The organism is Parasphingorhabdus pacifica (assembly GCF_054779195.1).
The window spans coordinates 596,013-616,512 of sequence record NZ_BAAGYS010000002.1 but is presented as its reverse complement, the minus strand read 5'-3'; the positions used below and the strand labels follow the sequence as shown (position 1 = coordinate 616,512).

The following is a 20,500-nucleotide window of genomic DNA, read 5'->3' as shown; positions in this document are numbered from 1 at the left end:
CCGACCTTCACATAAAAAAGAAGGGTGGACGAGGCCATATCTATGGCCTCGTCCACCCTCTTTTTATTGCTCTGTTTGTCGCCGCGTGCTGTGTTCGGGGTGCGCGTCGCGGGGCTGTCTCGGCCCGTGTCTCAGTGCCCGGAGCATCACCTGGCAAGGAGCACTCAGGGGGAAACCCCCACCAAACGTCCGGCGGGCAGCCGAACATTCCAAAACCCAGCCACGCTGGTGTATACCCGCAGGCGCACACCGCGGACCTCAACATGCGCACGGCCCCTGGCCTCGACCGGGCCGGGACTGGACTGGGGTTTGCCTACCCGAGGCAAACCCCGCCCCAGCGAAACGGAAGAACTGCTCAGCGGTTCCGGCGAAGCAGTTCGTAGCAGAGCACCGTAGCGGCGCTCGCCACATTGAGGGATTCGACGCCACCACTCATGGGAATCGCGATGCGCTGCGCGATCCGGGTGTCGACTTCTTCGGAGAGCCCCGTTGTTTCACTGCCCATGACGAACGCCGCGCGTGAGCCGAATTCGGTGTCGAACACGTTGTCCGGAGCACTCCCGTCGAGTGCGAACAGCGGATAGCCTGCCTCGGTGAGCATCTCGGCAGCCTGACCGGCGGTCGCGGCACGCAGAACCGGGGCGTGGAACGCCACGCCGGCGGAAGCCTTGATGACGAGCGGATCGATCCCCGCCACCCCGCGGTGTGGCACGACGATCCCGTCGATGCCGGAAGCGGTTGCCGTACGCAGGATCATGCCGACATTGGCGGGGGTGGTCAGCCCGTCGAGCAGCAGCACGTTCCGCGGAGCTGTTGCCGGATCATCCAGCGCGTCCGCGAGCGGGCGCATCTTGCGGGCGACCACATCGGCGAGAACACCTTGGTCGTGCCTGCCGTTGCCTGCGAGGACCTTGACCCGGTGCGGGCTGGCGCGCTGCACGCGAACGGCGCGGTCGGCCGCGAGCTCGTTGATCTCGTCGACGACGGATCCCCGCAGACCTTCGGCGATGATCACCTTGTCCACGCGGAGATCGAGGTCGGCCAGGGCTTCGAGTACGGGCTTGCGGCCGTAGACGGTCACGAACCGGTCTTTTGGGGATACCTCGCTGGTCACGCCACCAGTGTCACATGCGTGGTCGTGGTGTCCTCGACCACGGCTGAATCTGTGTCAGTATCGCGGTCATGCCGGATCGTCTCTCCGCACTCGACGCCTCCTTCCTGTACCTGGAGGACCGCACCACGCCGATGCACGTCGGAGGGGTGGGAGTGTTCCGCCGCCCTCGCTCCGGTTTCGACTACGACAACGTGCTCTCGTACATCAACCGCAAGTTGTCCCTGGCTCCGAGGTACCGGCAGAAGGTGCTGCAGGTGCCGGGGAAGCTGGCCAGACCGGTGTGGGTGGACGATCAGGACTTCGACATCACGTATCACGTGCGTCGGTCGGCGTTGCCCAGGCCGGGAAACGACGACCAGCTGCACGACCTCGCGGCCCGGCTGATGTCCCGGACGCTCGACCCAGCCCGCCCGCTGTGGGAGCTCTACCTCGTCGAAGGACTTTCGAAGAATCGCGTCGCGGTAATCACGAAGACGCACCAGGCGATGGTCGACGGCATCGGTGCTATCGACATCGGCCAGGTGATTCTGGACGTTTCCCCGAAGGTCGGGACGGATTCAGAGGATCTATGGATGCCGCGTCCGGAGCCGGGGGCGAGCGAACTGGTGATGTCGGCGGTGGCGGAGGCGGTGCAGCGTCCTCCGGAGGTGGTCGAGAACGTGCGTTCGACGGTGACCGATGTGACTTCCACGGTCCGGAAGGTCACTGGAGCTGTCGGCGGGATGATCGCCGCGGTCGGTGCGGCTGCCGTCCCGACCCGCAGTGGACCCTTGAACGCGCCTACCTCGACCCAGCGCCGATTCGCGGTTGCACGTGCCCGGCTGGACGCGTTGCGCACGGTCCGCGACGCCCACGGCGGAACTGTGAACGATGCGATGCTGGCCGTGCTCACGGGCGCGCTGCGGAGCTGGTTGCTCTCCCGTGGCGAGGTGGTGGCGTCGTCCACGATCGTGCGGGCGATGGTGCCGGTGTCGGTGCGGCCCGAGGACGGGCAGGAACCGAACGATGACGAACTTCCGTCGTCGCCAGTGGGGGACGGGGTCTCGGCCTACCTGGTGGATCTTCCGGTGGGTGAGCCCAACCCGGCCGTGCGTCTGCACCACGTGAGTCACGCGATGCGGGCACATGCGGAATCGGGGCGTTCGGTCGCGGCGGATGCGCTGGTCAAAGGCGCGGGTGTGGCCCCACCGACGCTGCACGCGTTGGGGGCGAGGGTGGCGAACGGCTTCTCGGACAGACTGTTCAACGTCCTCGTGACGAACGTGCCGGGCCCGCAGGTCCCGCTCTACGCGGTGGGGGCGAGGATGATGGAGACGTTCCCGGTTGTTCCACTGGCGAAGAACCAGTCGCTGTCGGTCGGGATCACTTCCTACGACGGCGGCGTGTACTTCGGACTGAACGGTGACAGGGATGCGATGTCCGATGTAGACATACTGGCGGCGATGATCGAGGAGTCGGTGGAAGAGATGATCGGGACGGTCCAGGCATGAGGGTTTACGTTCCCGCGACGGTGCGGATGTTGCGCAAGCTCGTCGAGGAGAAGCAATTGCAACCGCTGAGCGGGACGGCGTTCGCGCTCACCCCCGCACTGCGCGAGTCGTATTCGAGCGGGGACACCGAGGAGTTGGAGTACGCCGCGATGCGGGAGGCGGCTCGGGCGTCCCTGCGGTTGATCTCGGGGGAATTGGCCGAGGACGAGGAGGCCGAGGTGCGCCGGGTGGTGATCTCGGCGGAGGCTCCCGATGCCACGCAGCGGCCGGACCTGGACAACGCGGTCGTGCGGTTGTCGGGACCGTTGTCGTGGAAGAAGATCGCCGCGGTGCACGTCGATGCGACCGAGGCGGAGGCCGCGGTGCGTGATGCGGCAGCGGTGATCGACGAGGCGGATCTGGGCAATCCGGACGCCGAGTTCACCCTGGGAGAGGCTGAGGATCACGAACTGGCCTGGTACGTGCCCCAGGAAGTGCCGTTCATGCTCGAGCTGATGTGACCGGCCCGGAGGGGCGGGTGTCGACAGACCCGCCCCTCGCGGCGACGGGTCCGCGGGTTCCGCCGTCACCGGATGCCGAACATCCGGTGACGGCCCCGAACAGCTGCGTGCCGGTGGACGGCGCTGGTCGCGTGGGCCGTCCGTCGTCAGCGGGTTCCCGGGGAGAGCGATCAGCGCTCCTGCACCTGGTCGGCGGGCGGCAGCTCGATGTTCACCGGCTTGCCCCAGTCCTTGTAGGTGACCTTCGTGGTGTTCTCCGGGATCTTGCGGCCCATGACCTCCATCGCCGGTGTCGTGGACTCCACCTTGACCGGGAGTCCGTCGGCGTTGACCCAGGTCGTCGCGGTGGTTTCGGTGACCCCCGCGTCGAGGGCGGCCTGGTACATCTGCCGCTGGCTCTCTTCCGCTTCCGCCATCGCCTTCTCGACGTCGACGACGACGTCGTAGCGGGTGGTTTCCTCGCCGGCGACCTGTTCAGGTGCGCTGTTGGTGATGGTCGTTCCCGGGGGGAGCAACGCCTCGAAGTCGGTCATCTTCCCGAAGCTGCCTGACTGGCTCATCGGGCTTTCACTCTCGCTGGAGTACTTCGTCCAGGGCTTGCCGGAGTCTTCGCCGAGCCCGGGCATCTTGCTGTAGGTGGCGTCCGGGGTCAGGATGGTTTCGACCTGGCCACTGGTGCACGCGGTCAGTTCCTTCTTGATGTCGACCTGGCACTCCATGTTGGACTGCATGGCGCCGACGACCTCGACGTTCATGACCACGCTCTGATTTTTCCCGACCGAGCTGTCGACGTTGCTCGCCAGCGAGACGGCGTCGTTGAACGGGCCCTGCTCCTGGCTTTGGCTGTTGTCGGAATCCGGCGCGGGCTGGGCGTTGTCGGTGCCCTGGCTGCAGGCACCGAGCGTCATGGTGAGCGCGACGGCGGACAGTGCGATTGTGGTGCGGCGCACGAGCTTTCCTTTCGCTGCGAATTTCATTCGGGAAACTAGCAGCGCAGTACTCCGCACGGGGCGAAAACGACAAAACTAGCGCGGGTGTGCCTGCGGGACGGGGAGGTCGCGGAACACCCCGATCGACTCGGGCGCGGGCGGTTGGATGCCGACCGGTGCGCCCCAGTCGCGGTAGGTGGAGGTGAGTGCGATCTTGCCGGCCTGATCGACCTTCCGGGTGGTGGCGAACCGTACGGGCAGTCGGTTCGTGTCGAGCCAGAGCCGGTATTCGAGTTCTCCGACGCCTGCTTCGGCGGCTTGCCGGAACCGGTTGCGCTGCTCGTGGTCGGGAGCGGTTCGCGCGGCCTGGGCGGTGATCACCCGCAGGTCATACCGGGTGGTTGCACGACCTTCGACCATGTCCGGCGAACTCGATTCGATGCGCGTGGCAGGCTCCACGCCCGCGAATGCAGCGCGCGGATCGGCGGAGGCACGAAGCTGCCGCAGCGCCGGTCCGAGCAACTTCGCCGCGAAATCGTGGCCGCCGGGTGCGATGGCCAGCCAAGGCTTTCCGGGCTCGGGCTCAAGCAAGGGCGAGCTCAGGTAGCCGGTGTCGTCGACGACCTTGACCGCTACTCGCTGGCGGGGTTGTTCGCGCGCGGGCCGGGTGTGCCCGCCCAAGGTGAGGTCGGCGCTGCCCGGCTCGTAGTTGATGGCGCCGCGGCCGGCCAGCTCGCCGACCAGACCGAGGTTGCCGCGCACGTCGCTGTGGGCACTGCCGTACTGGTCGATGCGGTTGATCACCTCGGTGAGCAGCGGTGCCGCGTTGGGTCGGTCGTCGACCGGGGCGGGGGCCGTTCCCGGAGCGGGCCGCGGTGGCGGTTCCTCGATTCCGCACGCGCTCAAGCCGGGGACGAGGGCGAAGGTGGTGTACAACAGGAGGATCGTGGCGCGGAGCAGTGGTCGCTCGGGGTGGGCTCGGGACATCGTCGAGCTCCTTGTGGCCGGATTCGGCAGGCAGCGGTCACGCTAGCAACGATGTAGGCCCACCACAGCGGCCAGAAAGGTGCGTTCCGGCGCCGCAGGGCGCGATCATTTCCGATTTCGAGCACGTCGACGCGGTACGAGGTGTCGGGGGCGAAGTTGTCGACTCCCACCGGACGCGGGAACGGAATTCCCCCGCCCGGGTCTCAGCCTTCGTCGTATCCCGCGCGGGATCGCAGCAGTCGACGAAGTGAAGCGAGCTTGTCCGGGTCCCCACCGGCATGGGCGAACGTGTCCAGATGGCAGTCCGGGTCCTGCTCACCACCCAGATGCCCGCAGTTCGGCGGGCATTCCTCGGCGGCCTCGTCGAAGCCCTCGAACGCGGCGAACAGGCTCTCGGGAGTCACGTGGGCGAGGCCGAAGGAGCGGATGCCCGGCGTGTCCACCACCCAGCCCCGCTCCGGCAGCGGAAGCGCCACCACGGAGGTCGAGGTGTGCCGTCCCTTGCCGACTCCGCTGACCTCGGCGGTCGTCCGCTCGGCCGCGGGTACCAGCTGGTTGACCAGCGTCGACTTCCCGACACCGGAATGGCCGACCAGCGCCGAAACCCGGCCGGTGAGCCGCTCCCGCAGCGCATCGGGTTTCTCGTCCGACCTGGTCACCACGACGGGAAGCTCGAGCGAGGCGTACGCCCGGATCCACTCGTCCGGATCGGCCAGGTCCGCCTTCGTCAGGCACAACACCGGTGCGAGTCCGCCCGCGTAGGCGGCCACCAGGCAACGGTCGATGAACCCGGTCCTGGGCAGCGGATCGGCCAGGGCGCTCACGATGACCAGCTGTGCGGCGTTGGCCACCACGACCCGCTCGTACGGGTCGGTATCGTCGGCGGTCCGACGCAGCACGCTCTCGCGCTCGGACACCCGCACGATGCGAGCCAGCGTGTCGGTGCGCCCGGAGGTGTCACCGACCAGTCCGACCAGATCCCCGACGACGATCGGAGTGCGGCCGAGCTCGCGAGCGCGCATCGCGGTCACCACCCGGTCGGGATCGCCTCCCAGCGCGCAGGTCCAGCGCCCCCGGTCGACCGCGATGACCATCGCCTCTTCCGCATCGGCGTGCTCCGGGCGGAGCTTGCTGCGCGGTCGGCTGCTGCGGCGTCCGGGACGCACCCGCACATCGGACTCGTCCAGGTCCCGCCAGCCGCGCTTGCCCATCAGGCCTTCGCCTCCAACATCTCCGCCCACATCCCGGGGAAGTCGGGGATCGTCTTGGAGGTGGTGGTGATGTCCTCCACCTGCAGTCCGGCGACCCGCAGGCCCAGGATCGCGCCCGCCGTGGCCATCCGGTGGTCGGCGTACGAGTGCCACGTTCCCGGTCCGAGCGGGCGAGGCTCGATCAGCAACCCGTCCTCGGTCTGCTCCACCTCGCCGCCCAACGCGGTGATCTCCCGTTGCAGCGCGGCCAGCCGGTCGGTCTCGTGGCCGCGCAGGTGAGCGATACCCCGCAGCCGCGAACGTCCCCCGGCCAGCACGGCGAGCGCCGCCACCGTCGGCGCGAGCTCGCCCACGTCGTGCAGGTCCACGTCGAGCGGGCGCAGCTCTTGCGGGCCGCGCACCGTGAGGCCCGAACCGTCGAGCTCGACGGCAGCCCCCATGCGCCGCAGGATGTCGCGGATCGCGTCGCCCGCTTGCGTGGTGTGGCGGGGCCACCCCGGCACCGTGACCACCCCGCCGGTGACGGCGGCCGCGGCCAGGAACGGCGTCGCGTTGGACAGGTCCGGTTCGATCTCCAGGTCGAGTGCACGGATCGGGCCGGGCGCGACGTGCCACGAGTCGGCGGTGTCGTCGACGACCTCAGCTCCGGCCTCGCGCAGCATCGCCACCGTCATGTCGATGTGCGGCAACGAAGGCACTGGCGGGCCGTCGTGCACCACGGTGACCCCTTGTTCGAACCGTGGTGCCGAAAGCAGCAGGCCCGAGACGAATTGGGACGAGGCCGAGGCGTCGATCGTCACTCGTCCACCGGTGAGCTTGCCGGTCCCGTGCAGTTCGAACGGCAGGGAGTTGCCGGTGACGTCGGCGCCCAGACGGCGCAACGCGTCCAGCACCGTGTCCAGGGGGCGTTCGCGTGCCCTCGGGTCGCCGTCGAAGGAGACCCGGCCGTCGGTCAGCGCCGCCACCGGGGGGAGGAAGCGCATGACCGTGCCCGCCAGCCCGCAGTCGACCTCGGCGTCTCCGCTCATGTCGGCGGGCCGCACCGTCCAGGACCCGTCCGGCCCGTCGTGCACCTCGGCTCCGAGCGCCCGCAATCCCGAAGCCATCAGCTCGGTGTCCCGGCTGCGCAGCGGGGACCGCAACGTGGACGGTCCATCCGCCAGGGCGGCGAGCACCAAGGCGCGGTTGGTGATCGACTTGGAGCCGGGAACCGGGATGGTCGCGCACACCGCGTCGCGGGCGATGGGGGCGGGCCAGAGCTGGGTCATGCCCCAATGATCCCGCACCGCTGTGGGGGCGCACGGTTATGGGGTCGCCACCGGCCGGCTGGGCTGGCACGATACTGGCACCGGCGGTGCGCCCGCCCGTCGATGTCGCGGAGAGTGATGGTGACCAGGCGGTATGTGCGGCAGGTACGCCTCCACCAGGAACCCGGCCACCTTGGCGGCGGAGTTCGCGGCGATCGACGCCACCGGGTCCGGTACTTCCGAGGCCGACTACAACATCGCGCCCACCAAGGACGTGTTCAGCGTCGTTCAGCGGCACCCGCGCGCGCCCGGAGGCCAACGCGACCACACGCGCGTCGAACGCAGCGTTCGGGTGATGCGGTGGGGATTGGTTCCGCACTGGTCGAAGGACCCCTCGGCAGGCAGCCGCATGATCAACGCCAGGGCCGAGACGGTGACCGACAAGCCCGCGTTCCGCACCGCGATCCGGTACCACCGCTGCCTGCTCCCGGCGGACGGCTGGTTCGAGTGGCAGACCGGCACCGGACCGAAACAGCCCTACTTCATGACCCGCCCGGACTCCGAGGTCCTCGCGTTGGCCGGCATCTGGGCCACGTGGCACGATCCGTCGGCCCGCGAGAACACCCCGCCGCTGGTCACCTGCTCGGTGCTCACCACCGAGGCGGTCGGTGAGCTGACGACCGTGCATCCGAGGATGCCGCTCGTACTGCCCGGCCGGACCTGGGATCAGTGGCTGGACCCGGATCTCGTGGAGGTCACCGACCTGCTCGCCCCTTCGGCCGAGGTGGTCGAGGAGCTCGAGCTGCGGCCGGTCTCCAGCGCGGTGAACAACGTCGCCAACAACCGTGCCGAGCTGGTGGAGCGCATGGCGGAGGACCGGACCGGCACACCGCCGCTACCGGTAGGTTTGGACCGTGCAAACGGTGAACCGGGGTGAATGCTGATGTGTGGCCGTTACGCCATCCGGACGGATCCCGCCGGGCTGGCCGAGGAGTTCGCAGCGGTGGACCGCACCGCGGATGCTGCCGGGGCCGACTTCAACGTGACACCGACCCGGACCGTTCCGATCGTCGTGGAGCGGCTCACCGCGTCCGGGAGTGAACGCAGCATCCGGCCGGTGCGCTGGGGGCTCGTGCCGCACTGGGCGACCGATCCGGCCAGTGGCCCGCCGATGATCAACGCGCGCGCCGAGACCCTGACGACCAAGCCCGCCTACGCCGAGGCGGCAGCCCGCCGGCGCTGCCTGATGCCCGCGACCGGCTGGTACGAGTGGCAGCCGGATGATCGCAGGCGGCAGCCGTACCTATGTGCGCGCGGCGACGGCGCGAGCCTCGCCATGGCGGCCGTGTTCTCCACCTGGTGGCCACCGGATGCGGGCAAGGCAGGGCCCTTGGTCAGCTGCGCGGTCGTCACCACGGAAGCGCTCGGAGATCTCGCAGGCATCCACCACCGGATGCCGCTGGTGCTGCCGGAGCAGAGCTGGGCGGACTGGCTGGATCCTCGTCGGACCGCGATCGACGACCTGGTGTCGGCACCGGATCCGGAGCTGCTTGCCCGGATCGAGCCGCGGCCGGTGTCCACCGAGGTCAACCACATGCGCAACAACCATCCCGCATTGCTGGAACGGGTCGAGGCCGCCCCACCACCGGCCGAACAGGCGGTGCTGTTCGAATCATGACGAACGTTCTGATCGACACCCCGCACGGCCCGGCGCGGGCCGAACTGCACTGCGCGGAAGAAGGCCTGGCAGGTCTCCTGCTCGGGCACGGCGCGGGCGGCGGCACCACGGCCCCGGATCTGGTGGCCGTGACCAGGGCGGCCACCGCCGCCGGTGTGCACGTTGCCCTCATCGAACAGCCCTACCGGGTCGCGGGCCGGAAGGCACCTGCACCGGCGGGTCAGCTCGACACCGCATGGCTCTCGGTCGCCGAGGACCTGGGAGAGCGCTGGTTCGCGGAACTCCCACTGATCTTCGGCGGCCGGTCGTCCGGGGCCCGCGTGGCTTGCCGGACGGCCGAGGCGGGCGACGCCGCGGCGGTGCTGTGCCTGGCGTTCCCGGTGCACCCACCGGGCAAGCCGGACAAGAGCAGACAGCACGAACTCGATGCCGTCACCGTCCCTCATTTGATCGTGCAAGGGGAGCGGGACGCGTTCGGCCAGCCGCAACCGGCCGAACACCACGAGATCGTGCAGGTTGCCGGTGACCACTCGCTGAAGACCGATGTCGACGCCGTGCACCGCGCCGTCGGGGAATGGTTCGGGCGGGTACTGCGCATCATCGATTGACGGGTACCGGTCGACGGATCACCGACCGGCGGATGCCGACCGGCGGATTCCGACCGGCGGATTCCGACTGGCGCGGCCTCGAACCGGCTGGTGCGTGTCACGCGGTGATCGCCGCGATGTGAGCGGAGAGCAGCCGCACGAGGTCGTCGGGAGTCAGCTCGATCTCCAGGCCGCGCCTGCCCGCGCTGCAGAAGACCGTCTCGTGGAGCGTCGCCGAGGTGTCCAGCACCACGGGCAGCCGCCGCTTCTGCCCGAGCGGCGAGATACCTCCCGCGACGTAGCCGGTAGCGCGTTCGGCCTCGGTCATCTCGGCCATGCTCGCCTTCTTGCCGCCGCAGGCCGCCGCGAGCGCTTTGAGGTCGAGCTGGCCGGTCACGGGGACCACACCGACCACCAGGCGGCCGTCCACTTCGGCGACCAGGGTCTTGAGGATGCGTTCCGCCGGTTGCCCCAGGGCCTCGGCCGCCTCCAGGCCGAAGGACTCCGAACGGGGATCGTGCGCGTAGCTGTGCACGCGGTGCGTGACGCGTCGCTTCGAGAGCAACGCCGTCGCGGGGGTGCCCTTGCCTGCCATGTTGTGTGACTTTAACCGCTCCCGCCCAGCGCGCCGAGTGACCCGGCCCGCACCGCCGACGGGCGGGAATATCCATTCCAGGCACGACGTTGGTGCGAATGTGTCGATAGAGCAGACGAACACTTGCGTACTCGAACGGTCCGAGAGTTCGACGCAGCCCTCGTCCGCAGGAAAACGGACGCGGAGCCGCGTATCCTCGAAATCAGTCCATGCGCAGGACGGCATGGGTTCGTCGCCAGCTGTCACCTCTTCCTGGCGGCGGGAAAGGAGCCCGGTGGTTGGCACCCCCGAGCGGCCCGACGCCACAGTCGAGTCTCCAGCGGACGACGCGCCGCCAGAGGAGACCGAGGAGCAGCGTGCGGCGCGCTTCGAGCGCGACGCCATGCCGCTGCTGGACCAGCTCTACGGCGCTGCGCTGCGAATGACCCGCAATGCGCCGGATGCCGAAGACCTCGTGCAGGAGACGTACCTCAAGGCGTATTCGGCGTTCAAGTCGTTTACCCAGGGCACAAACCTGAAGGCGTGGCTGTATCGCATTCTGACGAACACCTACATCAACGGCTACCGGAAGCGGCAGCGACAGCCTCAGCAGCAGCCCACGGACCAAATCGCCGACTGGCAGCTCGCGCAAGCGGAGAACCACACCTCCGGCGGGCTGCGATCGGCCGAGGTGGAGGCACTCGACCGGCTGCCGGACAGCGACGTGAAGAACGCGCTGCAGCAGCTGGGCGAAGAGTTCCGCATGGTCGTCTACCTTGCCGATGTGGAAGGCTTCGCGTACAAGGAAATCGCAGAGATCATGGGAACGCCGATCGGCACCGTGATGTCTCGGTTGCACCGTGGCCGCAGGCAGCTGCGCGAGATGCTCACTGACGTCGCCCGTGATCGAGGCTTCCTCAAGGCGGAGAAACGGGAGGTGAGCACTTCATGAGCTGTGACGGCGGCCCCGAGGAAACCCCTTGTCACGACGTGCTCGCCGAGGTGTGGCTGTTTCTGGACAACGAGTGCGACCAAGAGCGGCGCACCATGTTGCAACAGCATCTCGACGACTGCGGAAGCTGCCTTGAGCACTACGGCATAGAGGAGCACCTGAAAGCCCTGCTCCACCGCAAGTGCGGCGGCGAGCACGCGCCGCACGAACTGCGAGAGCGGCTTCGTACGTCGATCCGGGACACCGTGCTGCGCCAAGCGGACGTGACCGTCGAGCACGGGCCGGAGGGGCCTTCCGTGGAGGTCCGCGCCAAGCGGACCCAGCAAGCGGACTGACCACCGCGCGCACCGCCGCAGCACCATAGGCAACAGCACGGCCGCACGTGCAAGAAGGGCCCCGAACCGGGTTGGTTCGGGGCCCTTCTGCGTTCTCGGCCGAGTGCCGAATTCAGCAGTTCGGACGCTTGCCGTGGTTGGCGTTGTTCTTCTTCCGGTCCTTCTTCTTGCGGGCCCGCTTTGCCATCTCGGCCCCTCCCTCACTGTTCGAGTCGGCACTGTTGGCCAGCCCGTGCGCCGTGGGCATCACGCCGAAATCGCGCCGATCGAGTCGGAGCCCGGCCGGGCGGGGCTGTATCACACAGTTTGACATGCGCCGAACCTGCTGCTGATGGGTGGCCCGGGTCGTGGTTTGCTTGTGCGGGGCTCACCGGCCCCTGCCGAGGAGGGATGACATGACCGAGGAAATCCGCGCCGAGATGGTGGCCAACGTGATGACCGTGTCGGTCACCGAAGGGGACGCGGTCCGCGACGGCGACTCGTTGTTCGTGCTGGAGTCGATGAAGATGGAGATTCCGGTGCTCACCGAGGTCGACGGCACCATCAGCAAGCTCGCGGTCCGCGCGGGCGATGTCGTGCAGGAAGGCGACCTGCTCGCGGTCGTCGAGTGATTCACGGTTGCGGCCCGCCCCACGGGCCGCTCAACCGTTCCCCCGCAAGCTGGTTCGCGCGCCCGGTGTCGCCGGCCGCGTCCTCGATCGGAAAGGTACGCCGTGTCCACGCTCAGTGATCTTCTCGCCGAGCACACCGGTTTGTCCGGCGCTGCGGCCGACCACCTCCAGCTCGTGGTCGCCGAGTGGCAGCTGCTCTCGGACCTGTCTTTCGCGGACTTCCTGCTGTGGGTCCCGGTGGGGCCGCCCGATGCTCCGGAGGAGCGGTTCATGTGCGTCGGGCAGGTCAGGCCGACCACCGCGCCGACCGCCCATCCCGAGGACGTGGTGGGCACCGAGATGACCCCGTCCGACCATCCGCAGCTGCGCAGGGCCGCGCTGGACCAGCGCATCTGCCGGGAGGAAGATCCCCGGTGGCACCTGGGCGTACCTGTCCGGCGGGAGACGATCCCGGTCAAGCTGGACCAGGAAATCGTCGCGGTGCTGAGCCGGGACACGAACCTGGCGGTCCCGCGGGTGCCCAGCCCACTGGAGATCTCCTACCTCGGCAGTGCCGCCGACCTGTGCCAGATGGTCGCCGATGGAACCTTTCCCACTCCCGAACCGGCGCCGGACGTGCACACCAGTCCTCGCGTGGGGGACGGCCTCGTGCGGGTGGACAGTTCCGGCACCGTCGTGTTCGCCAGCCCGAACGGTCTGTCCGCCTATCACCGGATGGGCCACGCGGCGGATCTCGTGGGCGTGGAGCTCGCTCCGCTGACCCGCTCGCTGATGTCCGACCCGTTCGATGCCGACGAGGTTTCAGCACGGATCCGGCGGGCGTTGACGGGTGAGCCGAGCATGCGCATGGAGGCCGAGGCGCGCGGCGCGACGGTGCTGTTCCGCGCGTTGCCGCTGCAGCCTCGCGGACAGCCGGCCGGGGCGCTCGTCCTGGTGCGGGACGTGACCGAGGTCAAACGTCGCGACCGGGCGTTGATGTCGAAGGATGCGACGATCCGGGAGATCCACCACCGGGTGAAGAACAACCTGCAGACGGTGGCCGCTCTACTGCGACTGCAGTCGCGCAGGACCGGCAACTCCGAGGCGCGGGGCGCGCTGGACGAGTCGGTGCGCCGAGTGACGTCGATCGCCCTGGTGCACGAGACCTTGTCGATGTCGGTGGACGAGCGGGTCGATCTGGACGACGTGGTCGACCGGGTCATCCCGATGATGAGCGATGTCGCCGCGGCCGAGACCGGGGTGAAGGTGCGGCGGGACGGCCGGTTCGGTGTCGTCTCCGCCGAGTTGGCCACGCCACTGGTCATGGTGCTCACCGAGTTGGTGCAGAACGCTTTCGAGCACGCGTTCCCGGAGGGCCAGGGCGGTGAAGTGGTGGTGCAGGCAGAGCGTTCGGCGCGTTGGCTCGACGTCGTCATCTCGGATGACGGTCGTGGCCTCCCGAAGGGCTTTTCCCTCGAGCGCGCCGAACGCCTCGGCCTGCAGATTGTGCGAACCCTCGTGGAATCCGAGCTACGGGGCTCGTTGAGCTTGCGGGGGCGTACTCAGCGCGGGACCGAGGCGGTCTTGCGGGTGCCGTTGAAGTACCGGCGCTGAGGAGATCTCCGCAATGCTGCGTCGATGGTGAGTGTGCACTCCATTCCATACGGGGGTGGAGGGTGTGCACGTGGCCGACCTGACGGTGAGCGCTTCACGCGTCGCGGGGTTCGACTCGCGCTACCGACATCGACGCGGTCGACCGGTTCTCGTCGGGTTTGGAGTTATCTGCGATTGCCGTGGTGCTCATCTACCGGGGGCTGAAACGAGGGGGCCGACCGAGCGCGCCACGTCGACCCTCTACGCTTTCAGCAATGGCGAGCGAAATCAGACCTCGGTGCGGGCCCGGGTACGAGAGCTGCGCCGCTTGAGCGCGCGCCGCTCGTCCTCGCTCATGCCGCCCCAGACACCGGCGTCCTGGCCGCTTTCGAGTGCCCACGCCAGGCACTGCGATGCAACCGGGCAGCGGTGGCATACGGCTTTCGCCTCGGCGATCTGCAGCAGTGCAGGACCGCTGTTCCCGACGGGGAAGAACAGCTCCGGGTCCTCGTCACGGCAAACCGCATCGTGGCGCCAGTCCATTGTTCCGTGCTCCTCGCTAGGCACGCCCACGCGTGCCGATAGTTTCGTTCGGGGTTTGTGAATGCTTTCACGGAGTCCGTGTGCTTGTGAATACTTTCACGAACTGCCGCGATGTCAAGGGTTCGATCAAGTCTCGTGAGTCAACTCACCTGAAAGATCGAAAGCTCTTGACCTGGGGGTTTTACTTGCGCGCCGGGCACAGACGGGGGTCGCTGACCGGCTATGGAACTGATCCGTTGCCAGAAGGTTATACGGCGACTCGTAGGGCCTCGGGCACCGAAGTGAATTCGATCATCGAGCGCTCGCCCAAGTTATCGCCGTCAACCTGCAGGCGCAACGGCTCCCGACAGGCTACGTGTAGATGACCCACATCCGCACGCCGAAATGACTTTCTTCCGTGTGGTTTCGCTCTACCGCGCAGCAGGCTGCCTACATGTGGTAACACAACGTGAGGATGCATGGTGCGCAGAGAAAAGACGCCCAGCCCCGTGTCGAACGTGGTGTCGGGATTCATCCGAATCGGCCGGGAACCGAGGTAGGTCCACGGGTCGGTGTTCGAGATGAAAGCCGTGTGCACGCCCTCCACGGGCTCCTCGTCGTCGGCTTGCACCGTGATGAGGGCCTGGCGTCTCAATATTCGAAAGTAGCAGGCCAGGGCCGTGCGAGCATACAAATTGGGGGTGACGTCACGTCCGTCGGCGCGCAATCGCTCGACCTCGGCCACCACGTCGGCGTCCCAGCCGACACCCGCGTTGAAGGTGAACCAGCGATCATCGGCCTTGCCCAGCCCCACCCGGCGTCCGCTGCCGGACTCCACCGCGCGCAACAGTCGATGGGTCGCTTCCACCGGGTCCCTGGGCAACCCGAGCGCCCGCGCGAACACGTTGGCCGACCCGCCCGGCACCACGCCCAGCGTGGGTGCGGTCCGGGTGTCGGCGGATGCGGCCGACAGCATGCCGTTGACCACTTCGTTGACCGTGCCGTCGCCGCCATGGGCGATCACGAGGTCCATGCCCTCTTCGGTGGCCGCACGAGCGGCGTCGGCGGCGTGCCCACGGTAACGCGTTTCGACCACGTCCAGCTTCAGCTCGCTGGCCAGCGCATGGGTCAGCACATCCCGCCCGGCAGGAGTGGTGGACGTCGCCTGCGGATTGACGACAAGCACGGCGCGCACACCCGAAGCCTAAGCCAGATGCTCCTGACCCGATCGGGCAGAGGGGCCCTTCGATTGTGGTTCAGCTCGCGAGTGTGGCTCTCCTCTCGACGCCGTGCGGGTCGCGCGGAGTCGGCGCGATGGCGTGAACGCGCCCGGATGTGCGGGACGCGGCGTGCGATGCCTGCCGGAACACGCGAAGTGGTTCCTCCCGAAGGGGCATCCGCCTCGTCGACCGCTGCACGGTCCTCCACTCGGCCCGCATCGCGCGGGCCTGTTCTCCCGAATCCCGCGTCCGGCGTTCGGCCGGTGCAGGTGTGCAACCCCGGAACACACCCGTACCGCAGTCGGCGCGCCGTGCGGGGGCGAAAGCGGCCGGCGGTACGCCGCGCGTTGCCGCGTTCGGATCAGTCGCCTTCGCCACGTGTGGATCATGACGCGCGGAACCGGCGGCCGTCATGCGGCGTTCGGGCGGTATTACCATCAAATGTGCATACGCAGAGTTACCGAAGCAGTCTTCCGAAGGGCGATGCTGCCGTGTCCACCGAAGTCACTCCGCGCACCGTGCGCATCGCCGGCGCGCTGACCACCGCGCAGGCCGCCGTCGGGCTCGTGTTCGTCGTGGCCCTGCTGATCCGCGGCGCGTCGGTGGAGCTGGGGGGTGTCGGCACGCTGGACCGGGGCTCCACCTACGGGGAAGCCGCGTACTACGCCTTTCTGTCCGCCTGCGTGCTCGCTGCGGGCGTCGGCCTGCTCCGGGGAAAGCACTGGGCGCGAACCCCGTCGATGCTGATGCAGCTGCTGCTGCTCGGCGCCGCCTGGTACGCACTCGGACCCTCCGGACGACCGCTGATCGGCTTGCTGATCGCCGCCCCGGCGGTGGCCGTGTTGTGGTTCCTGTTCAACCGGGAAGGTCGTGAGTGGTCGTTCCACGCCGGAGCCGCACCGGACGCCGACTCCGATTCGCGGTGAACGTTCAGGAGCGGTGAACGTTCAGGAACCGAATTCGCGCAGTGCGTCACCGCTGAGCCGGAACACGGTCCACTCGTCCATCGGTACCGCGCCCACCGACTTGTAGAAGTCGATCGACGGTTCGTTCCAGTCCAGCACCCACCACTCGAAGCGCGAGTAACCGCGCGAGACGCACTCCTCGGCGAGCGTCCGCAACAGGGCCTTGCCGAGACCGGATCCGCGGTGCTCGGGGCGGACGAACAGGTCTTCCAGGTAGATCCCGTGGGTGCCCTTCCAGGTGGAGAAGTTCAGGAACCACAGCGCGAACCCGGCGATCTCGCCGCCGGTCTCCGCGACGTGTCCGAACAGCGCAGGCGAGGGGCCGAACAACGTGCGCCGCAGCTGGTCGGCCGTCAGGACGCATTCCTCCGGCGCCTTCTCGTAGTCGGCCAGTGCGTGCACTAGCTCCACGACCGCGGGGACATCGGCTTCCGCTACTCGGCGAATTCGCTGGTCGGACATGTTTCCTCCACCTCGGGCCTGCTGGTCGGCATCCTGCCACGGCCGATTTCGGCTCGTGTCAGGTGCCGACGACCCAGTTCCGCACGCCGGTGACGATCTCGGCCGGTGCCCGTTCGGGCGTGCCCGTGTCGAAGGGCGGCTGCGGCGCGTACTCGATGGCGAGCTGGATGGTCCTGGCCACCTTGTCGCCCCAAAGGATCGATGTGAGCGTGAGTGCCATGTCGAGCCCGGCGGTCACCCCCGCACCGGTGATCACGTCGCCGTCGACGACCACGCGCTCGTCCAGGACGTCGGCGCCGAGCCCCATGAGAGTGCCCCGCACGGCCCAGTGCGTGGTGGCGCCGCGACCGGTGAGGATGCCCGCTTTGGCCAGCAGGGTGGAACCGGAGCAGACGGAGGCGGTCCACGCGGCCGCGGGATGGGCCTTGGCCAGCCAGTCGACCAGTTCGTCGTCCGCCAGGGCATCGCGCCAGAATGAGCTTCCGGGCACCACGATGACGTCCGGGTTCGTCAGCTCCTCGAACGCGGCGGTGGCGTGCAGCGGCAACCCGGCGTCGCATCGAACGGCACCGCGCCGCGCCGCGACGAAGTGCGCCGTCACCGACGGGGCGTTGGCGAGCACCTCGTAGGGCCCGATCACGTCCAGTGCGGTCATCCGGTCGTAGAGCACGAAGGCGATGTCCACGTGATGTTCTCCTCGGCTGGTGCTGTTGATCGTTCGCGGTACTCCACGACGAGCAATCCGTTCCGCTCGATGCTGTTCAGCAAGCATGCTTTTCGGCCCGACGCCGCATCAACGCCGCGTTACCCACAGCACGAACGACCGCGCGCAGTCCGGCCCAGCAGACCTCGGCGTGAGGAGCGGGGCCGAGCGAGGGGCCGGTCGCCGAGCGGAACGCGCCACCACTGTTCACGATGAGTTCTCCGGCCGAGTCCGGTCGATACCTGTGGAACGACGCGTGAGCCGCGAGGAGGCGGATGATGAGCACCGACGGACTGACCACGTGCCTGTGGTTCGACGGGCAGGCAGAGGAGGCGGCGAACCACTACGTCGGCATCTTCGACGATGCCGAGTTCGGAAGGATCACCCGGTACGGCGAAGCGGGCCCCGGAGAACCCGGTTCGATCGTGACCGTCGAGTTCGAACTTCGGGGCCAGAAGTTCATCGGGTTGAACGGCGGGCCGGAGTTCAAGTTCAACGAGGCCGTTTCGTTCCAGGTCCACTGCGGCGACCAGGACGAGGTGGACTACTACTGGAACGCGCTGGGCGAGGGCGGCCGGGAAGTGCAGTGCGGCTGGCTCAAGGACAAGTTCGGGGTGTCCTGGCAGATCGTGCCGGACCGGTTGCTCGAGCTGATCAACGATCCGGATCCGGAGAAGGCCAAGCGGACCACCGAATCGATGCTCACGATGGTCAAGCTGGACATCGCCGGTCTGGAGCGGGCCCACGCGGGCGGCTAAGCGAGTGCGCCGTCGCGACTCGGGCGGCTCGCGGGCGGGTCCCTGCCTGTCTGCGGGCCGACCCCGTTTGCGAGCCGACCCCGTTTGCGAATGATCTGAACCGAGGGGTTCGGTCCGCGCTCGGTCACATGCCGTAGGCGATCGACGATCGACGGCTGCCGTAGATCACGTCGCGAACCCCGGCTGAGCCGAGAAAATCTCCGGGAAAACCTAGTTCCACCTCGCTCGCTCGTTCGAGAGTCATGAGCTGGTCATCACTGAGTTCGACGTCCAGGGCGCCGAGGTTCTGTCGCATTTGAGCCTCTCGACTCGCACCGAGCAGCGGGATCACCGGCGTCTGCCGAGTACGCAGCCACGCCAGAGCCACCTGGCCGGGGGCGGCTCCGAGTGCCGTGGCAACCTCCTCCACCGCTGCGCTGACCGCATTCTCACCACGCGCCAGTTGGCCACCGCCCAAGGGCGACCACGCGGTTACGGTCAGCCCCAATCCGTGGGCCATCGGTACCAGCTCGCGTTCGCCCGTGCGTTGAGCGAGCGAGTACTCGATCTGGATTCCTTGGAAAGGCGTCCACCCGCGGAGCGAGGCAAGGGTGTTCGCCTGGGCGACCTCCCAGGCCGGCCAGTCCGAAACGCCGACGTAGAGAACCTTCCCCGCCCGGACTTGGTCGTCCAGCGCCCGCATCGTCTCCTCGACCGGGGTGAGCACGTCGCGCGCGTGGACCCAGTAGATGTCAAGGTAATCGGTCCCCAGCCGACGCAACGACGACTCGAGTGCTCCGACCATGTTCTTGCGGTGGCTTCCAGCCGAATTGACGTCACCGTCGCGCCGTTCCAGGGTGTACTTCGACCCGATGACGAAGCTCTCCCGATCGGTGTTGACCAGGGTTCGCGTGAGCTGCTCGGCAGCACCGTACGCATCTGCGGTGTCGAGAAAGTTGCCGCCGGACTCTGCGAATGCTTCGAAGATGGCGGTACTCTCGGGCGTCGCTTTGCCCTGATCATGTGGAAGTCGCATCGTTCCGAGGGCGAACTCGGACACGCGCAGACCAGTGTTTCCGAAGGTCGAATAGCGCATCTGCCCAGACTAGAAGCTCACGTTGGCTCGAGATCAAGGCTACGGCGTACGTGCTGGCCGTGTGTCCGGAGCGTTGCTTGGCGACCGACGCCAACGGAGGTCACCATGAGCACGACACCGCAGCACGCGGGCTCGGGTGGCGGCCGCGTCGGCAGGTTCGTTCGATTTCCACTCGTCTGGATGCTGCTCGGCACCTTCGGCATCGGCGCGGTGTCAGCTCTGACCGCGGGTGGAGTGCCGGGCACCGGGAGCGCCGCCATTCTTCCGGTGGCGCGTGCGGTCGCGGCGGTAGCCGTCTACTGGGCGCTCATGCGTCTCGTCGCGCGACGGAGCACGCCGGAGATCGCCGGACGACGGGCCTGGCGGGAGGTGCTGCTCGGCAGCGGGATCGGTCTGGGGCTCGTGCTCGTCTCCGCGTTGCTGATCGCGGCCGTCGGCGGCTATGCGTTCACCTGGACGGGCGGTGGTCTCCTGCCGGTCGTGGTGCCCGTGGTCGCCGTATCGGTAGGCGCCGCGGTCACCGAGGAACTTGTCTTCCGCGGTCTCGCGCTGCAAGCCGTGGAGCGGCTGGGCGGCAGTTGGGTGGCCCTGGTGATCACGGCACTGCTGTTCGGCGGTCTGCACCTGGCCAACCCGGAAGCCACGGTGTGGAGTTCGGTGGCGATCGCCATCGAAGCGGGCGTCCTCCTCGGTGCCGCGTTCCTCTGGCGGCGCAGCATCTGGTTCGTCGTCGGACTCCACTTTGCCTGGAACACCACCGAAGGGCTGCTCGGCATCCCGGTCTCCGGCCACGTGACCCCTGGGCTGCTGACCACCGACATGACCGGCCCGGAACTGCTGACCGGCGGAGCCTTCGGCCTGGAAGCGTCGATCGTGCCCGTCGCGGTGAGCGTGCTGCTCGCGATCCCGATGCTCGTCCTCGCCCACCGGCGCGGTCACCTCGTGCCGATGCGCGGCGCGCCCGCCTCCGGGGAAGAGCGGCGTTCGTGACCGTCGAACCCCGTTGCG

The 20,500-nt window shown here is 68.1% G+C and carries 24 protein-coding genes; 12 read left to right on the top strand and 12 right to left on the bottom strand.

Translation table 11 applies throughout. The features are described from left to right. Window positions 1-355 precede the first annotated feature (355 nt). Entirely contained in the window at window positions 356-1,114 is a 759-nt protein-coding gene (locus ACYVAN_RS02825) for a TrmH family RNA methyltransferase (protein WP_460955257.1), read from the bottom strand. Window positions 1,115-1,182: 68 nt separating this feature from the next. Here ACYVAN_RS02825 and ACYVAN_RS02820 point away from each other — a divergent pair, with 68 nt between their 5' ends. Then, window positions 1,183-2,604, top strand: a complete 1,422-nt coding sequence (locus ACYVAN_RS02820) for a WS/DGAT/MGAT family O-acyltransferase (protein WP_460955255.1) — start codon at window positions 1,183-1,185, stop codon at window positions 2,602-2,604. Continuing rightward, a complete protein-coding gene (locus ACYVAN_RS02815) occupies window positions 2,601-3,104 on the top strand; it encodes a DUF6912 family protein (RefSeq protein WP_460955253.1) in 504 nt (167 codons plus the stop codon). Before ACYVAN_RS02820 ends, ACYVAN_RS02815 begins: the two co-directional genes overlap by 4 nt. Before the next feature lie 170 nt (window positions 3,105-3,274). Here ACYVAN_RS02815 and ACYVAN_RS02810 read toward each other — a convergent pair whose 3' ends face one another. The 4 genes from ACYVAN_RS02810 to aroA form a co-directional block, all read right to left on the bottom strand. After that, complete coding sequence (locus ACYVAN_RS02810) at window positions 3,275-4,054, bottom strand: hypothetical protein (RefSeq protein WP_460955251.1); 780 nt, start codon at window positions 4,052-4,054, stop codon at window positions 3,275-3,277. 75 nt (window positions 4,055-4,129) lie between these two features. Next, a complete protein-coding gene (locus ACYVAN_RS02805; RefSeq protein ID WP_460955249.1) occupies window positions 4,130-5,020 on the bottom strand; it encodes a hypothetical protein in 891 nt (296 codons plus the stop codon). Window positions 5,021-5,223: 203 nt separating this feature from the next. After that, window positions 5,224-6,231, bottom strand: a complete 1,008-nt coding sequence (gene rsgA, locus ACYVAN_RS02800; protein WP_460955247.1) for a ribosome small subunit-dependent GTPase A — start codon at window positions 6,229-6,231, stop codon at window positions 5,224-5,226. Then, window positions 6,231-7,499 carry a 3-phosphoshikimate 1-carboxyvinyltransferase gene (aroA, locus tag ACYVAN_RS02795; RefSeq protein WP_460955245.1) on the bottom strand — a complete coding sequence of 423 codons (1,269 nt, stop codon included), beginning with the start codon at window positions 7,497-7,499 and terminating at the stop codon, window positions 6,231-6,233. The genes rsgA and aroA overlap by 1 nt, the downstream gene beginning before the upstream one ends. Before the next feature lie 133 nt (window positions 7,500-7,632). Between aroA and ACYVAN_RS02790 the strand changes: the two genes are divergently transcribed. From ACYVAN_RS02790 to ACYVAN_RS02780, 3 genes are read left to right on the top strand one after another with little or no spacing between them, the layout of a single operon-like run. Continuing rightward, entirely contained in the window at window positions 7,633-8,415 is a 783-nt protein-coding gene (locus ACYVAN_RS02790; RefSeq protein ID WP_460955243.1) for an SOS response-associated peptidase, read from the top strand. Between the two features lie 6 nt (window positions 8,416-8,421). After that, complete coding sequence (locus ACYVAN_RS02785; protein WP_460955241.1) at window positions 8,422-9,156, top strand: SOS response-associated peptidase; 735 nt, start codon at window positions 8,422-8,424, stop codon at window positions 9,154-9,156. Continuing rightward, window positions 9,153-9,764, top strand: coding sequence for an alpha/beta hydrolase family protein (locus tag ACYVAN_RS02780; RefSeq protein WP_460955239.1), 612 nt, complete (start codon window positions 9,153-9,155; stop codon window positions 9,762-9,764). Before ACYVAN_RS02785 ends, ACYVAN_RS02780 begins: the two co-directional genes overlap by 4 nt. 97 nt (window positions 9,765-9,861) lie before the next feature. Here ACYVAN_RS02780 and ybaK read toward each other — a convergent pair whose 3' ends face one another. Next, the gene (gene ybaK, locus ACYVAN_RS02775; protein WP_460955237.1) at window positions 9,862-10,338 is read right to left on the bottom strand and encodes a Cys-tRNA(Pro) deacylase; all 477 of its coding nucleotides are present in this window, start codon (window positions 10,336-10,338) and stop codon (window positions 9,862-9,864) included. A gap of 274 nt (window positions 10,339-10,612) precedes the next feature. On the opposite strand from ybaK, the gene ACYVAN_RS02770 reads away from it, so the two are divergent. Together ACYVAN_RS02770 and rsrA are read left to right on the top strand one after the other, a co-directional pair. Then, window positions 10,613-11,269 (top strand): sigma-70 family RNA polymerase sigma factor, encoded by a 657-nt coding sequence (locus ACYVAN_RS02770; RefSeq protein ID WP_460955235.1) that lies wholly within the window; start codon window positions 10,613-10,615, stop codon window positions 11,267-11,269. Continuing rightward, window positions 11,266-11,604 carry a mycothiol system anti-sigma-R factor gene (rsrA, locus tag ACYVAN_RS02765; RefSeq protein ID WP_460955233.1) on the top strand — a complete coding sequence of 113 codons (339 nt, stop codon included), beginning with the start codon at window positions 11,266-11,268 and terminating at the stop codon, window positions 11,602-11,604. The genes ACYVAN_RS02770 and rsrA overlap by 4 nt, the downstream gene beginning before the upstream one ends. 112 nt (window positions 11,605-11,716) lie before the next feature. Here the strand turns inward: rsrA and ACYVAN_RS02760 are convergent, their stop codons facing one another. Continuing rightward, complete coding sequence (locus ACYVAN_RS02760) at window positions 11,717-11,791, bottom strand: 50S ribosomal protein bL37 (protein WP_460955276.1); 75 nt, start codon at window positions 11,789-11,791, stop codon at window positions 11,717-11,719. 208 nt (window positions 11,792-11,999) lie between these two features. On the opposite strand from ACYVAN_RS02760, the gene ACYVAN_RS02755 reads away from it, so the two are divergent. Both ACYVAN_RS02755 and ACYVAN_RS02750 read left to right on the top strand, forming a co-directional pair. Beyond that, window positions 12,000-12,215 carry a biotin/lipoyl-binding carrier protein gene (locus ACYVAN_RS02755; RefSeq protein WP_460955231.1) on the top strand — a complete coding sequence of 72 codons (216 nt, stop codon included), beginning with the start codon at window positions 12,000-12,002 and terminating at the stop codon, window positions 12,213-12,215. Between the two features lie 102 nt (window positions 12,216-12,317). Continuing rightward, window positions 12,318-13,808 (top strand): sensor histidine kinase, encoded by a 1,491-nt coding sequence (locus ACYVAN_RS02750; RefSeq protein ID WP_460955229.1) that lies wholly within the window; start codon window positions 12,318-12,320, stop codon window positions 13,806-13,808. Window positions 13,809-14,075: 267 nt separating this feature from the next. On the opposite strand, the gene ACYVAN_RS02745 is transcribed toward ACYVAN_RS02750, so the two are convergent. Together ACYVAN_RS02745 and ACYVAN_RS02740 are read right to left on the bottom strand one after the other, a co-directional pair. After that, window positions 14,076-14,330 (bottom strand): WhiB family transcriptional regulator, encoded by a 255-nt coding sequence (locus ACYVAN_RS02745; RefSeq protein ID WP_460955227.1) that lies wholly within the window; start codon window positions 14,328-14,330, stop codon window positions 14,076-14,078. 247 nt (window positions 14,331-14,577) lie between these two features. Then, complete coding sequence (locus ACYVAN_RS02740; protein ID WP_460955225.1) at window positions 14,578-15,504, bottom strand: diacylglycerol/lipid kinase family protein; 927 nt, start codon at window positions 15,502-15,504, stop codon at window positions 14,578-14,580. A gap of 516 nt (window positions 15,505-16,020) precedes the next feature. Between ACYVAN_RS02740 and ACYVAN_RS02735 the strand changes: the two genes are divergently transcribed. Then, a complete protein-coding gene (locus ACYVAN_RS02735; protein WP_460955223.1) occupies window positions 16,021-16,455 on the top strand; it encodes a hypothetical protein in 435 nt (144 codons plus the stop codon). A 21-nt stretch (window positions 16,456-16,476) separates the two neighbouring features. Here ACYVAN_RS02735 and ACYVAN_RS02730 read toward each other — a convergent pair whose 3' ends face one another. Both ACYVAN_RS02730 and ACYVAN_RS02725 read right to left on the bottom strand, forming a co-directional pair. After that, window positions 16,477-16,956: a GNAT family N-acetyltransferase gene (locus ACYVAN_RS02730; RefSeq protein ID WP_460955221.1), complete on the bottom strand. Its 480-nt coding sequence runs from the start codon at window positions 16,954-16,956 to the stop codon at window positions 16,477-16,479. A gap of 58 nt (window positions 16,957-17,014) precedes the next feature. Continuing rightward, complete coding sequence (locus tag ACYVAN_RS02725) at window positions 17,015-17,641, bottom strand: DJ-1/PfpI family protein (RefSeq protein ID WP_460955219.1); 627 nt, start codon at window positions 17,639-17,641, stop codon at window positions 17,015-17,017. Window positions 17,642-17,937: 296 nt separating this feature from the next. On the opposite strand from ACYVAN_RS02725, the gene ACYVAN_RS02720 reads away from it, so the two are divergent. Beyond that, a complete protein-coding gene (locus ACYVAN_RS02720) occupies window positions 17,938-18,417 on the top strand; it encodes a VOC family protein (protein ID WP_460955217.1) in 480 nt (159 codons plus the stop codon). 124 nt (window positions 18,418-18,541) lie between these two features. Here the strand turns inward: ACYVAN_RS02720 and ACYVAN_RS02715 are convergent, their stop codons facing one another. Further along, window positions 18,542-19,492 (bottom strand): aldo/keto reductase, encoded by a 951-nt coding sequence (locus tag ACYVAN_RS02715; protein WP_460955215.1) that lies wholly within the window; start codon window positions 19,490-19,492, stop codon window positions 18,542-18,544. 105 nt (window positions 19,493-19,597) lie between these two features. On the opposite strand from ACYVAN_RS02715, the gene ACYVAN_RS02710 reads away from it, so the two are divergent. After that, window positions 19,598-20,482 (top strand): lysostaphin resistance A-like protein, encoded by an 885-nt coding sequence (locus ACYVAN_RS02710; RefSeq protein ID WP_460955213.1) that lies wholly within the window; start codon window positions 19,598-19,600, stop codon window positions 20,480-20,482. The last annotated feature ends 18 nt before the right edge of the window (window positions 20,483-20,500 follow it).